The 13991-nt window shown below is 64.9% G+C and carries 10 protein-coding genes; 8 read left to right on the top strand and 2 right to left on the bottom strand.

Features of this window, described 5'->3' with window-relative positions; translation table 11 throughout:
- Positions 1–235 precede the first annotated feature (235 nt).
- Positions 236–1039: a lipid II flippase Amj family protein gene (locus CHB69_RS14500; protein ID WP_089216739.1), complete on the bottom strand. Its 804-nt coding sequence runs from the start codon at positions 1037–1039 to the stop codon at positions 236–238.
- Between the two features lie 712 nt (positions 1040–1751).
- Here CHB69_RS14500 and CHB69_RS14495 point away from each other — a divergent pair.
- The 6 genes from CHB69_RS14495 to CHB69_RS14470 all read left to right on the top strand — a co-directional run bounded on the left by CHB69_RS14495 (position 1752) and on the right by CHB69_RS14470 (position 10648).
- Complete coding sequence (locus CHB69_RS14495) at positions 1752–4145, top strand: TonB-dependent receptor (RefSeq protein ID WP_089216738.1); 2394 nt, start codon at positions 1752–1754, stop codon at positions 4143–4145.
- Complete coding sequence (locus CHB69_RS14490; protein ID WP_089216737.1) at positions 4142–5494, top strand: MFS transporter; 1353 nt, start codon at positions 4142–4144, stop codon at positions 5492–5494. The genes CHB69_RS14495 and CHB69_RS14490 overlap by 4 nt, the downstream gene beginning before the upstream one ends.
- A 31-nt stretch (positions 5495–5525) precedes the next feature.
- The gene (locus CHB69_RS14485) at positions 5526–6479 is read left to right on the top strand and encodes a TauD/TfdA dioxygenase family protein (RefSeq protein WP_089216736.1); all 954 of its coding nucleotides are present in this window, start codon (positions 5526–5528) and stop codon (positions 6477–6479) included.
- Between the two features lie 120 nt (positions 6480–6599).
- Positions 6600–8255, top strand: a complete 1656-nt coding sequence (locus CHB69_RS14480) for an arylsulfatase (protein ID WP_089216735.1) — start codon at positions 6600–6602, stop codon at positions 8253–8255.
- Positions 8256–8354: 99 nt separating this feature from the next.
- Entirely contained in the window at positions 8355–9248 is an 894-nt protein-coding gene (locus CHB69_RS14475) for a TauD/TfdA dioxygenase family protein (protein WP_089216734.1), read from the top strand.
- A 56-nt stretch (positions 9249–9304) separates the two neighbouring features.
- Complete coding sequence (locus CHB69_RS14470; protein ID WP_245836823.1) at positions 9305–10648, top strand: FAD/NAD(P)-binding protein; 1344 nt, start codon at positions 9305–9307, stop codon at positions 10646–10648.
- Between the two features lie 9 nt (positions 10649–10657).
- Here CHB69_RS14470 and CHB69_RS14465 read toward each other — a convergent pair whose 3' ends face one another.
- Positions 10658–11329: an RBBP9/YdeN family alpha/beta hydrolase gene (locus tag CHB69_RS14465; RefSeq protein WP_089216733.1), complete on the bottom strand. Its 672-nt coding sequence runs from the start codon at positions 11327–11329 to the stop codon at positions 10658–10660.
- 347 nt (positions 11330–11676) lie between these two features.
- Here CHB69_RS14465 and CHB69_RS14460 point away from each other — a divergent pair, with 347 nt between their 5' ends.
- Both CHB69_RS14460 and CHB69_RS14455 read left to right on the top strand, forming a co-directional pair.
- Complete coding sequence (locus tag CHB69_RS14460) at positions 11677–13416, top strand: SLC13 family permease (RefSeq protein WP_089216732.1); 1740 nt, start codon at positions 11677–11679, stop codon at positions 13414–13416.
- Positions 13417–13466: 50 nt separating this feature from the next.
- The gene (locus CHB69_RS14455) at positions 13467–13925 is read left to right on the top strand and encodes an RrF2 family transcriptional regulator (protein ID WP_089216731.1); all 459 of its coding nucleotides are present in this window, start codon (positions 13467–13469) and stop codon (positions 13923–13925) included.
- The last annotated feature ends 66 nt before the right edge of the window (positions 13926–13991 follow it).

The following is a 13991-nucleotide window of genomic DNA, read 5'->3' as shown; positions in this document are numbered from 1 at the left end:
CGAGGCCCTCGATGTCGGCCGTAAAGTCTTGAAGAGCAGAGCAGGCGCGCTTTGCGTCGCGGTCGACTGGCGAAAGCGCGTTTGCAGCGCTTTCATCATTTGGCAGTTGCACAGATCAAATCGGCGGATCGGGGCGCACCGAGCAACGCCCAAGGGCTGACATTTTCAGGGAGCGACGCGCCTCTGTTCGACACCTGATTTGGGCGGATCGGTAGCTACTTCGCCGAGACTTATGTTACACGCGCGTCGCGATCCAGGCGATGACTTCCGCTGCGGGGAGAAACATGACCTGCGCAAGCAAGGTTCCGGCAAGTCGGCTGAACGATATCCAGACGATCGTCCTGCGAAAGAGCGGTTCATCGATGCGACCGTCAATGACGTCGTCGGTCATCACCGACAGCTGCGGGTCGATCAGTGCAAACAGCAGGATGGTGGCAAAGCCGTTGACGATTGCCGATAATTGTGAGGCCGTGACGCGATATTCGGGATTAAGATAGCCCGCATAGAGCGACGCGAGAACGCCAACCGTCAACAGTGCCTGAGCGAGGCAGTTCGCGAACAGCACCTGCCATCCGACGCCCCGCGGCCGGCCAAGGGCGCGCAGCTGGCCGCGTCCGGAAAAAGCGATGGCTTGCCTGATGGACCGCATTCCGGAGGGCGTGGCACTGCGCAGGAGAAGCCGTGTCGTCGACCGGTGCTCCTGGAAATAGCCAATGGCCCGCGAGAAAAGTCTCTGGCTCGTCGGGACCAGCAGGATGCCCGCGAAGACCGACACTGCTGCCGACGCGAGCACGAGCCGGAAGTCCCCCAGGAGAGCGTCCCCTCCGCCGCCCGCGATCCGCGTTTCGATCCGCTTTGCGAGAAAGGGACCGAGAAAGCCGTTCGACGTTCTGGAAACAAGGACGAGAATGTTGAACAGCGCAAAGCTCATCGCAATCCGGCGTGTGCGCACCCCTGCGATGCGCGCGCCATAGGCCAGTGTGCCGATCAGGTTGATGACCGCCGTCAAAAGGCAGATCACAAGAAGCTGCATATCCATCGCGCCATATTTCGCAGCTCGTCATCCTTGGCAATCCTGCTTGGAACGCCCGGTGCCCGGAGCCTGCGGGGAGTCTTCTCCCGTTTTGCGCACGCCGATCGCCGCAGCGTCCGGCCAAGCCTCCGCTGGTCGCCGGAAAGATTTTCTTCGTCGCAAATATCGCGATCCGTTGTTGACGAATCAAAATTCAATCTATTAAGTTGAGTTTGTCTTTCGGATTGGCCGATCCGGACGACATCCTCTTTTCGGCCCGCGGCTTTTGATCCAGGAAGCAGCTTGCTCCGCGTTACCAAAGGCTAAAGCGCGTGATGCTCGGGCGACATCGCCAGGCATTGCGTTCCTCCGTGAAAAGGGAACTCGCGATGCAGATTTGTAGCACCAGACACTGATCGTCGAAGCCGAAGCCGTCGGGCTGGCGGATCGACCGCGCCCGCTGATTTGGCCGATCATTTTCTCCCATCGATACCCTGCTTCCTTGCCTGAGGCGTAGCGGCCGTGCGTCCGGCGCTCATGCGCCGGCGGCAGGTGAATCATGCCGTATCTGACCCGATCCGACCTGTCGGACCTGGCTCGCTATCCCGCGTCCCTGCGCAGCGCCGCCCGCGCTTTGTGGGGCAGCGCGGACGCGAGCGAGCGATCCGGCCCGGCGCTTCGCGCCGCCATCCATTCAATCAAAAAAGGGGCCGGGCGCCACGCCCGGAAGCAATAACGAATGACCAGCCACTCTTCCGATTTTCGTGCGTCGCTCTTGCTCGGCATCGCGGTGCTCCTGCCCTCCACCCCCGCCTTTGCGGCCGATGGGGAGGCCGGCGCCGCGGCAGCCGAGGCCGCGACCTTCGTCGACGCCGATTATGGCAATGAGATCATCGTTTCGGCACGGCGCCGGGACGAGAGCGCGCAAGATGTGCCCGTCGCGCTGTCGGTCGTAAATTCCGACACGCTCGAGGCAACGGGGAATTATTCCCTCGCGCAGGTGCAGCAGCTCGTTCCGAGCCTGCAGGTGTTCAGCTTCAACCCCCGCAATACCAACGTCAACATTCGCGGCCTCGGCAGCAATGTGTCGCTGACCAACGACGGTCTCGAGAATGGCGTCGGCGTCTATATCGACAATGTCTATTACGGGCGCGTCGGCCAGTTGCAGTTCGATCTCGTCGATCTTGCGCAAATCGAAGTGCTGCGCGGCCCGCAAGGCACCTTGTTCGGCAAGAATACGACCGCTGGTGCGATCAACATCAGTTCCAGGAAGCCGAGCTTCGCCCCCGAATTCTCGGGGGAAGCGAGCGTCGGCGACTATGGCTATTACCAGTTGCGGGGCTCTGCTTCGGGACCGTTGCTCGACGATGTCCTGGCGGTGCGCTTGAGCGGTGCGGTCACCGAGCGGCGCGGCTTTCTTTATAACAGCACGCAGAAGGCCCGGGCGCAGGATTATTCGAACTGGAGTCTGCGCGGGCAGCTGCTCTTCACGCCCACCGCGGATCTGGAAGTGCGTCTGATCGGCGACTTCGCGCGCCAGAAACAGAATCACGTCCTCAACATCCTTGCCGGCTATTTCGGCACCTATGCGGACGGAACCGCCATTCCGAACAATTTCGCCCAGCGCGCAGCGCGCTTTCCGGGTTACACATTTCCGGTGATCGATCCGTTCGCGCGCGTCGGCGAGGCCGATGCGCACTATCAGTCGAACATGGATGGATATGGCGTGTCGGGGCAGGTCGATTGGGATGCCGGGCCCGCCAAAATCACATCGATCACCGCCTACCGCTGGTGGGACTGGAACCCCGCAAACGACGGCGATTCGACGTCGCTGCCTGCCGTTTCGCTCGCGCAGCAGTCCAACCGCCAACGCCAGTTCAGCCAGGAACTGCGCCTCGCTTCGGACGCGGACGGCCCGCTAGACTATGTCGTCGGCGCCTATTATTTCTGGCAGATCATTCGCGGCTACGGGAAGGTGGGCTATGGCAGCGCGGCGCCGGCCTGGTTTCTGCCGGCCGTGCCAGCGACGGTCGCGACCCCCGCGCTCGACGGCTTTGAGTCCAATTCGACCTCTGACCCTGAAACCAAGAGCCTCGCTTTTTTCGGCCAGGCCGACTGGTCGATCACCGACCGTCTCACGCTGACCGCGGGCCTGCGCTACACGCATGAAAAGAAGCGCGGATCGTTCAATCAATTCTGGGTCGCGGGGGTCGATCCGGCTACGCTGCCCGGCCCATTGGCGGCCGCGGTCGTCAATATCCGCAATCTCTTCAATCCCGAAACCAGCTATTCGACCGGCTTTAGCGACGACAGCCTCTCGGGTCTCGCCACCCTGTCGTGGCAAGTTTCGGGCGATGCGCTGGTTTATGCCAGCTATGCGCGCGGCAATAAGTCGGGCGGGCTCAACCTGACCAACCTGCCGGTCGGCATCGACCCCGACGTCGCGCCCGAAACCGTCGATAATTATGAAATCGGCTTCAAATCCCAATGGTTCGGGAGAGCCGTAACACTCAATGCCGCCGCGTATTGGACCGAGATTGCCGACTATCAGACGGCGATCTTCGAACAGGTGTCGCAGCTCAACTACCGCCAATATATCGCCAATATTCCCGGCGCGCGATCGCGCGGCGTCGAGGTCGACCTCTCCGCCGCGCCCACCGAGCATGTGAGCTTCTATGGCTCGCTCGCCTATACGGACACGACCTATCTCAGCTATCCCGAAGCGCCGCAGGCGCCCGAACGGGCGAATGAGGGCGGCAACCAGGACCTGACGGGCGAGCGTCTCCCGGGCGTCCCCAAATTCACCTACACGCTCGGCGGCGACGCATCCGCCCCGGTCGGATCTCTCGGCGGACGCAGTCTGGCGGCTTACGCACACGCCGATTACTCGCACCGCTCGTCCTTCAACACCTCCTCGAGCAACAGCATTTATGCCGATGTGCCCGCCTTTGGCATCGCCAATGCGCGCATCGGGATCCGCACCGAGGATGGATTGTTCGACCTGTCGATCTGGGCGCGCAACCTGTTCGACAAGGATTATTTCCAGACCCTGTCACCCGGCGCAACAGGGCTGGTGACCGCGCTGATCGGCGAGCCTCGCACGCTCGGGCTGACCGTGAGGACGAAGCTGTGACCGCCGCTCCGCCCCCGACGGCCAGCGAGCTGGTCCGCTTTTCCGCCGTGGCGATTCCGCTCGCGGCCGCCGGCCTGCCGCTCGGCGTCTATCTGCCCGCAATCTATGCGCGCGACTATGGGCTCTCGCTGACGACCATCGGTCTCGTGTTTCTGCTAGGCAGGCTATGGGATGCGGTATCCGATCCGCTGATCGGGACGCTCAGCGACCGCACGCGCACGATCCACGGGCGCCGCAAGCCGTGGATTGCCGGGGGCGGGGCGGTGTTCGCGCTCGCCTCGATCTTTCTCTTTTTTCCGCCTTTCGGCGTGACGCCGCTGTCGCTCGGGCTCGTGCTGTTCTTCTTCTATCTTGGCTGGACCGCGGTTCAGATACCGTTCCAGGCCTGGGGCGGCGAGGTGTCGGGCGATTATCACCAGCGGACGCGGATCGCGACCTATCAGACGGTCGTCACCGCGAGCGCGCTGTTGCTGACCCTGATCCTGCCGACGATCGCCGATCAGATTCGCCCCGGCGATGGCCGTCTCCAGCTCAGCCTGATGGGCGGTCTCGTGCTCGCCAGCATCGTTCCCGCGTTACTGTCGACCCTCACCGCGCTGCGCGAGCCGCCCCTGCCGGCGTTACCCGTGGCGCGGCCGCGTGTGCGCGAGACCGTAGCGGCGGTCGTCGGCGAGCCGCTGCTGCTCCGCGTCCTTGCCTCCGATTTCGCGGTGACTCTGGCCCAGCATATCCGCGCCGCGCTGATCGTCTTCTTCGTCAGCTTCTATATGGGCCGCCCCGAATGGGCCGGCGGCCTGTTCCTCTTCCAGTTCGTTTTCGGTATCTTCGCCGGGCCGATCTGGCTCAGGATCGGGCGCCGTTTCGGCAAGCATCGCACGGCGGTGGCGGGCGAACTGGTCCAGGTGGCGATCAACCTTTCGCTGCTGTTCGTCACACCCCAGACCTTCGGCCTGCTGCTCGCGCTGACGCTCGCGCAGGGGCTCGCCCAAGGGGCGGGCAATCTGATGCTGCGCGCGATCGTCGCCGACGTGGCCGACAAACATCGCCTCGAAAGCGGCGACGATCGGACCGGCCTTTTCTATTCGGTCTTCAGCCTCGCCGGCAAGGGCGCAACCGCCGCCGCGGTCGGGATCGCGCTGCCGCTCGTCAGCTGGCTGGGCTTCGACCCCAAGGCGTCCAACAGCGCCGAAGCGCTCGATGGCCTGCTGCTCGTCTTCGCGATCGGCCCCGCCGTCGCCCACAGCCTTTCCGCCGCCCTGATCGCGCGCTTCCCGCTCGACGAGGCGGCGCATTCCGAAATTCGCCGACGGCTCGACCGGGATTCTCCCGATCTGGCCTTCGCCGAATGACCCGCCGTCCAAACCTCAAAGGAGACTGACCATGACGGACCTTCATACCAGCTACGCCAACGCCCGCGACAAGGGGATCGATCTCGACATTTCCCCGGTGACCGGCACCATCGGCGCGGTCGTCAACGGCGTCCAGCTTTCGGGCGACCTGCCGGCAGCGACCGTGCAGGCCATCGAGGCCGCTCTGACGCGCCACAAGGTGCTGTTCTTCCGTGACCAGCAGCATCTGACCGACAGCGAGCATGAAGCGTTCGCCGCGCTGCTCGGCGATCCGGTCGCGCATCCGACCGTGCCGGTCGCCGAAGGATCGCGCTACCTGCTCGAACTGGACAGCCGCGAGGGCTATGCCGCGTCGAGCTGGCACACCGACGTGACCTTTGTCGATGCCTATCCGAAGGCGTCGATCCTGCGCGCGATCACCATTCCCGAAGCAGGCGGCGACACCCAGTGGGCGAATGGCGAAACCGCCTATGACGGTCTGCCCGAAGTATTGCGGCAGCTCGTCAACAATCTGTGGGCCACGCATACGAACCTCTATGACTATGCGGCGATCCTCCAGTCGGCGCCCGATGGCGACAGCGCGCGCGAGCGCATTGCGCAGCATCGCGACGTCTTTGCCTCGACCGTCTATGAAACCGAGCATCCGGTGGTGCGCGTTCATCCGGTCAGCGGCCAGCGCAGCCTGTTGCTCGGCCATTTCGTCAAGCAGTTCGTCGGGCTGAATGCCGCCGACTCCGCCCGTCTGTTCCAGACGCTTCAGGACCATATCACCAAGCCCGAGAATGTCGTGCGCTGGCGCTGGCGCGAGGGCGACGTGGCTATCTGGGACAATCAGGCGACCCAGCATCGCGCGACGGCCGACTTCGGTCTTCAGCGCCGGACGCTGCGCCGCGCGACGATCGCCGGCGAAGTGCCAGTGGGGATCGACGGTCGCAGCAGCCGCACGGTCCGCAAGGAAAAGGCGGTCCAGTACGAACCCGCCTGACCGGCTCCCGACCGGCGCCAGGCTCTCCTCCATCTTGCGACAGCGCCGGTCTTCCTCGCGGCGCGTCCGGGTTCCATTCGCCCGGCCGCGCCGCCCTTCTTTCCTGTCGAGGTACGCCATATGACCGTTCGCCGCCGCTTTCGCACTTTCCTGGTCCTGTTGCTCGCGGGCGGCCTGTCGCCCGCCGTCGCGGCCAAGGAGAGCCGACCCAACATCCTGCTGATCGTCGCCGACGATCTCGGCTACTCGGATATCGGAGCGTTCGGGGGCGAAATCCGCACCCCCAACCTCGACCGACTTGCGCTTGCGGGCGTCCGTCTCGCCGGGTTCCACACCGCCCCGACATGCTCGCCGACGCGCGCGATGCTGCTGACCGGCACCGACAATCACCTCGCGGGACTTGGCACCATGGCCGAGCTGATCCGGCCGAACCAACAAGGCAAGCCGGGATATGAGGGCTATTTGCGTCGCGATGTCGCGACGCTCGCCGAGCGCCTTTCCGCCGGTGGCTATCGCACCCTGTTCTCGGGCAAGTGGCATCTCGGGCTCGCGGACGATCAGAGCCCGCATGCTCGCGGGTTCGAACGCAGCTTCGCGCTGCTGCAGGGCGGGCACAATCACTTCGGCGTCGACACCGACCCGGGCGATCCGCACGCTTCGACCTATCGCGAAAACGGCAAGCGAGTGACGAAGCTGCCCGCCGACTTCTATTCGAGCGACTATTTCACCTCGCGGCTGATCGGCTTCCTTGCGGAAGCGCCGAAGCCCGAAGCGCAGGATCGTCCTTTTTTCGCCTATCTTGCCTTCACGGCGCCGCATTGGCCGCTTCAGGCCCCGCCCGAGGATATCGCGCGTTACAAGGGGCGCTATGACGAAGGATTCGATGTGCTGCGCGAGCGACGCCTCGCGCGTCAGCGCGATCTCGGCATTCTCGCTCCCGACATTGCCGCGCACACGCCGCGCAACCGCGACGGAAGCTGGGATTCGCTGACCGCCGAACAGCAGCGGCTCGCGGCGCGCAACATGGAAATCTATGCCGCGATGGTCGACCGGCTCGACCAGAATGTCGGCCGTGTTCTTGATGCGCTGCGCGCCGCGGGCCAGCTCGACAATACGGTGATCCTGTTCCTCGCCGACAATGGCGCCGAGGCGCTCGATGTCGAGACGACGGGCAAGCAGATGCTTGCAAGCGCGCTCGCGGGTGCCGACAACAGCCTTCGCAACCGCGGCTCCGCGACCTCCTATCTCACCTATGGCGCGGGCTGGGCGCAGGCCGCGACGGCGCCATCGTGGCTGACCAAGGGCTATGCGAGTGAAGGCGGGACGCGCACCGTCGCCTTCGTCAGCGGCGCCGGCATTCCGCAACGTCGCGCGGCCGAAACGCAATATATGTCGGTCGCGGATATCGCGCCGACCCTGCTCGACGTAGCGGGCGTCGATGCTTCGCGGACCGAGGTTGCGGGTCGCGCCGTGCGGCCGATTACGGGGCGGTCGTGGGCGCCGTGGCTTCGCGATGCGGCCGCGCGCATCTATGGCGCCGAGGACGGTATCGGCACCGAGCTGTTCGGTTCGCGCGCCTATCGCCGCGGCGACTGGAAGATTACCGACATCGGCGATGGTGTGTGGCGACTGTTCGACATCGTGCGCGATCCCGGCGAAACACGGGACCTGTCGCTCGCCGAGCCCGGTCGCAGGGCCGAGCTGGAAAAGGCCTGGGAAAGCTACGCTGCACGGGTGGGAATCGTGTTGCCCGATTCCATCCCCTATCGACCTTAGTCGTCCAACCTATTGTCAACTGAAATAATTGCCTTAATATCGGAGCCGTCGGGACGCCACGAGTCGACCGGCCAGGGGCTTCATCAAGAGAGATGACGCATGGCCACCAAGACGATCGATCCGACCCTGTATGAGCGCGCCGCGTCGCTAGGGCTCGACCTGCTGCCTTCCACTCCCACGATCGGCGCCGAAGTGTCCGGCCTCGATCTCGACGGTCCGCTGAATGTAACGCAAGCCGAGTGGCTGCACGATGCCTGGATCGCGCACAAGGTGCTCTTCTTTCGACATCAGGACATCAGCTACGAAAGCCATGTCCGGCTGGGCCGGCTGTTTGGCGAGCTTGAAGGCCATCCGGTCATACCGCATGTCGAGGGATATCCCGAAATCCTGCGGATCGAAGGTGTCGAGGGGGTCCAGCTGTCGGCCGAAACGCTGGCCCCTTTTCAGGCCTATAACAAATGGCACACCGATGTGACGTTTCGGGCGCGACCGTCGGTCGCGTCGATTCTGCGGGCGCGCATCCTGCCGCCGCTTGGCGGTGACACCATGTGGGCCGACACCGTCGCAGCCTATGCGGGGCTGCCCCAGGCGGTGAAGGACCGCATCGAGGATCTCGAGGCCGAGCATGACATCGTCCGCAGCTTCGGGGGACGCGTCAGCGAGGAGAAGCGGGCGGAACTGGCGGCGGCCTTTCCGCCCGTTCGCCATCCGGTCGTGCGACGCCATCCCGAAACCGGCGAGAAGATCCTGTACGTCAATTACACCTTCACGACGCGGATCCTCGGCATCCCCGAAGAGGAAAGCGACAGCCTGCTGCGTCTGTTGTTCGATCGGATCAAGGTCCCCGAATATCAGGTGCGCTTCCGCTGGTCGCCGAACGCGATCGGCATCTGGGACAATCGCTCGACACAGCATTATGCGGTCGGCGACTATTGGCCGCATCATCGGGTGCTCGAGCGCGTGACTGTCAGCGGGGACGTGGTCACGCGGTGATGAGCGACGGCTCTCCGCTTTTCCAGTTCAGGCCGCGGCTTCGAACCGCGAACAGGGTGGCGATTGTCGGAGCCGGCTTTTCGGGGACGATGCTCGCGCTCAACCTTCTCGAGCAGCCTGACGTCGAGGTGCTGTTGATCGAGCGGGATCGCGGGCGAATGGGCACCGGCGTGGCCTATAGCAGCCTCGAGTCCACGCATCTGCTCAACGTCCGGGCCGCGAACATGAGCGCATTCGCCGATCGCCCCGAACATTTCTGCAATTGGCTCTCCGCGCGCGGGCTTGGATGCGACGATGCTTTTGTAACGCGCGCCACCTATGGTCGCTATCTCCGCGAGACGCTGGCGGACGCGCTGGGAGAAAATGGTGCGCGGCTGAAGCTGGTCAACGACGAGGTGCTCGCCATCGATGAAGGGGATGGTCGGGTTTCGCTGAGCCTTGTGAACGGCGGCCCGATCGAAGCCGACCGCGCGGTTCTTGCGATCGGCAATCTGCCGCCGCACGATCCCCCGGCGCTCGCCGATGAGCGCCTGCCCGCGAATCTCTATGTCCGCGATCCCTGGGCGACGGCCTTCGAAGAGGGGCTGCCCGAAGATGCGTCGGTCCTTGTGGTCGGCACCGGCCTGACCGCGATCGACGTCATTCTACGGCTCGATGCACGCGGACATAAGGGGCTGATCACCGCGATGTCACGGCGGGGTCTGCGGCCGCATCGCCACCTCGAAGGCCTGTCTTGGCCGAAGCCGGTTCTTGCCCGGCCAGCGCCCGACCTTTCCGCGCTCGTGCGCTGGGCACGCACCGAAGCGGCGCAGCGCGACTGGCGGCTCGTCATCGATTCGCTGCGACCCGTCACCCAGATGATGTGGGCTTCGGCCGACCGTGAAAAGCGGGCGCGGTTCCTGCGTCATCTGCGCCCCTATTGGGACGTGCATCGCCACCGTCTCGCGCCGGCCGTCGCGGCGCGCATCGACGCCCTGATCGCGTCCGGCCGGCTCCGCTTCCGCGCGGGTAAGATCTTGAACGCGCGCGCAGGCACCGACACGCTGATCCTCGATTGGCGTGCGCGCGGGCAGTCGAATATCGCAACATTGGAGGTCGCCCGGGCCATCAACTGCACCGGACCGCAGGGCGATCTCATCCGGTCCGCCGACCCGCTCGTCGGGCGCATGCTGATGGCAGGGCGGATTCGGCCCGACCAGCTCCGGTTGGGTCTCGATATCGACCGCGAAGGTCATGTCATCGGTGCCGGCGGGCTCGTGTCGAAGCGCCTGCTGGCGATCGGCCCGATGACGCGCGGCGACCTCTGGGAAGTCGTCGCAGTTCCGGACATTCGGGTCCAGGTCAGCGCGCTCGCCCGCCGTCTCGTCAATGCGCACTGGACGGCGGGCGAAGGTCTTTAGCTCCCCGTCCTAGCCGTGCGCGGGGAATGCGTGGGCGGCGGCTTCGGTCTGCCGAGAGCGTGAGGGAAGGAAGCGGGCGACCGCGCCGGCGCGGTCGCCGAGCGCCGCGCCCGCCGCCGCGAGTTGGCTGAGCAGGAACCGGCCATAGGGCCAGTGGCCGAGATCGCTGTCAGCGTTGATGTGGCCGACCCAGCCCGCATCGGCCAACCGGCTTCCCCAATGGCGCGCCATCTTTGCGGCGCGGCCGAAGGACACATAGGGATCATCCTGACTGGCGGCGAGGATCGACGGAAAGGGCAAGCGTTCGCGGACGAGGGGCGCGAACGCCGCCAGACGGGGATCGCGGCGGCCATATTCCACTGCCGGCGGCGCAACGAGCAGGGCCCCGGCGACCTTGCCGTCCCCTGCCGAAGGTTCAAGGGAGCTCCACCATGCCACCGCATGGCAACCGAGGCTGTGTGCCGCAAGCAGGACCGGCCGATCGGAGGCGGCAATCGCTTCGTTCAATCGCCGAACCCAGCTGTTGCGATGGGGACGGTCCCATTGTCCGAGTTCGACGCGGGTGCACGCGGGATCCGAATCCTCCCAGAGGCTTTGCCAGTGGGCGGGTCCGCTGTTTTCGAGCCCGGGAACGGTCAGAATGGCATAGAGCCGGATCGGGGGATCGGATCTGTCGAGCATCGTCGAGTTCCTTTGCTGGTCGGTTGCGGCCGGGCAGCGCAGGGCCGCCGGTGGGTTATGCGCGCGGTGGCCCGGCTCGGCCTGCGCATGGTGGGGAAGTGGTGCCTGACGACGACGCCTCGGCCGGCCTTTCGCCCCTCACGACAACGTCGGAGCGGGTTCGGCACAATTGATTACTAAATTAGTTGATATTGCGGTGCAAGCCTCTCCCTGGCATTCAGCGGCGAGGCGCTCCGGGCATGCGGCGACTTGCCGGAAGGTCGGCCACGGTGCCGGCCGCCGGTGGGCGGCAGGGAAATCTTGCACGCGGGCTTTCGCTTTCCGCCTATCGGCAATAGGCATTCCGTATGACGTTCGAGCAGTTCGCGATCGTGGGAATCTTGTCAGCGATGCTGCTCGTCTACGCGTCGGAGCGGTTCCGCGTCGAAATGGTGGCGATGGCCGGGCTCGCCGCAGCCTTTCTGCTCGGCGTGGTGCCGCCGTCCAATCTCTTTGCGGGCTTTTCGAGCCCCGCCGTCATCACCGTGATCGAAATACTGCTAATCGTCGCATCGCTCGCGCAGACGCGAACGATCGACAATTTCGCGCGGCGGCTGGTCGGCCGGAGCCAGAACGAGACGGTGATTCTGGCGGCCTTGTGCGGCACGGCGGCGCTGACATCGGTTTTCATGAACAACGTCGGGGCGCTTGCCCTCGTCTTCCCGGTCGCGCTGTCGGTGTGTGCCCGCCTCGACATCCCGCCTGCGCGCGTCCTGATGCCCTTGTCTTTCGCGACGCTGCTCGGCGGGCTGTGCTCGCTGACCGGCACGCCCGCCAACCTGATCGTCAACGAATGGAAGATTTCGGAAACCGGGGCGGGGTTCGGCTATTTCGAACTCGCGCGGATCGGCGCGCCGGTCGCCATCGTCGGCCTCGCGTGGATCGTGCTCGCCGCGCCCCGGACGTTTCGAAGCGCGCGGCAGGCGACCCCGGCGCATTTCGACGCCGGTCCCGCCGACTTCGTCGTCGAGCTGGTGGTCCCCGACCAGTCGGACTTCGTCGGCCGGGCGCTCGCCGACGTCGAGTCGGCGGCCGATTGCCATATCCACGGTATTTTTCGCCACGGCGCCCATGTGTTCGCGCGACGCAGCGATATCGTCGTCGCGTCGGGAGACCGGCTTCTCGCCGAAGGCGACTATGGCCGTTTCCTTCAACTCGCCGACGAAGGTGGCTTTGCCCCCTTGGTGGACAGCGACGAAAGCGACGGGTTCGAGGCCGTCGTCATGCCCGACAGCCTCCTCCTCGGGTCGCGAGTCGAAGACGTCGAGGCCTTCGCCGACCACGGGGTGCGCGTCGTTGGTCTCGCGAGCCGTCGCCGCCGCATCGAAGGGCGGTTCGCGGACCTCAAGATCGGCATGGGCGACGTGCTGATCCTCGCGGGCGCGGGCGACGCGCTGCGTCAGGCAGTCGCAGATTGCGGACTGCTCGCGCTCAGCAGTCGCCGGCCCCGGCGTCGACGATCCTCGGCCGGCCCCGGCCTCGCAATCTTCGGCCTCGGGATTCTGGTGAGCGCGCTTGGCATAGCTCCGCCGGAACTCGCCTTTGGCGCGGTTGTTCTCGCTCTTGCGCTAACCCGCGCGCTCGATCTTCGAACGGCGGTGCAGGATCTCAACTGGCCGATCGTGATCTTGCTGGGCTGCATGATCCCGCTCGGCATGGCCGTCGAGGATTCGGGAGCGGCGCGCGTCATCGCGAACTGGATCGCCGAACAACTGCCATCGAACGGCCCGGTTGTGGTCTCCGCGCTCGTGCTGTGCATCGCTGTCGCGATGACGCCATTTATCGACAATGTCTCGACGGCGATCGTGCTCAGCCCCATTGCCGCGGGCATCGCGTCGCGGACCGGCGTACCGGTCGAACCGCTGCTCATGGCGGTGGCGGTGGGAGCTTCGCTCGATTTCCTGACGCCCTTCGGGCACCATAACAATGCGGTCGTCATGGGAGCCGCCGGTTATCGCTTCGTGGACTTTCCGCGCTTTGGGGGGCCGTTGCTCCTGGTCTGTCTCCTCGTCGGGATCGCTGCGCTCGCAGTGATGTCTCTGATCTGACGACTTTATAAAACCTATTTATTTAATAGGGAATGTGCTAGGAGCAGGCGATGATTTCGAACAAGGCCAAATATGCGTTCCGGGCTTTGCTGTCGGTGGCCGCGCTCCCCGAGGGCGAAACAATCACCAGTGCGGAGATCGCCCGGCGGCACGCGATACCCCACAAGTTCCTTGAACAAATACTCCTCGACCTGAAAAAGGCCGGGATTCTCGAGAGTCGGAGGGGAAAGAGCGGGGGCTACGTCATGCTCCGCCCCTCGGACACCGTGAGCTTCGGAGAGATACTGCGACTTTTCGACGGCCCGCTCGCGCCGCTGCCCTGTCTCTCTCGCCAGGCGTATCGCCCCTGCGACGAATGTGAAAGCGAAGCGCTGTGCGAGATCCGGCGCGAGTTCGGCCGGGCCTATGATGCCAGTCGCCGTATCCTCGACAATCGCACGCTGGCCGACGCCTTGGCGGGTGCGCCCGCGACGCCGCTCACCGGGAAGGAAGAGCGCCTCGTCGGCTAGATAGATTTTCTCGCTTGAATATCCCTACTATCTAGGTAGAGTTAATGGGGATTGGCGTGGGGCGAG

This window comes from Sphingopyxis indica (genome assembly GCF_900188185.1).
In the GTDB taxonomy this organism is placed as follows: Bacteria; Pseudomonadota; Alphaproteobacteria; order Sphingomonadales; family Sphingomonadaceae; genus Sphingopyxis; species Sphingopyxis indica.
The sequence above is the reverse complement of the archived record's forward strand: the minus strand, read 5'-3'. Positions and strand labels throughout refer to the sequence as shown.

Coding starts and splice junctions, on each gene's coding strand:
- CHB69_RS14500 (WP_089216739.1), bottom strand. CDS start 1,039: ATGGATATGCAGCTTCTTGTGATCTGCCTTTTGACGGCGGTCATCAAC.
- CHB69_RS14495 (WP_089216738.1), top strand. CDS start 1,752: ATGACCAGCCACTCTTCCGATTTTCGTGCGTCGCTCTTGCTCGGCATC.
- CHB69_RS14485 (WP_089216736.1), top strand. CDS start 5,526: ATGACGGACCTTCATACCAGCTACGCCAACGCCCGCGACAAGGGGATC.
- CHB69_RS14480 (WP_089216735.1), top strand. CDS start 6,600: ATGACCGTTCGCCGCCGCTTTCGCACTTTCCTGGTCCTGTTGCTCGCG.
- CHB69_RS14475 (WP_089216734.1), top strand. CDS start 8,355: ATGGCCACCAAGACGATCGATCCGACCCTGTATGAGCGCGCCGCGTCG.
- CHB69_RS14465 (WP_089216733.1), bottom strand. CDS start 11,329: ATGCTCGACAGATCCGATCCCCCGATCCGGCTCTATGCCATTCTGACC.
- CHB69_RS14460 (WP_089216732.1), top strand. CDS start 11,677: ATGACGTTCGAGCAGTTCGCGATCGTGGGAATCTTGTCAGCGATGCTG.
- CHB69_RS14455 (WP_089216731.1), top strand. CDS start 13,467: ATGATTTCGAACAAGGCCAAATATGCGTTCCGGGCTTTGCTGTCGGTG.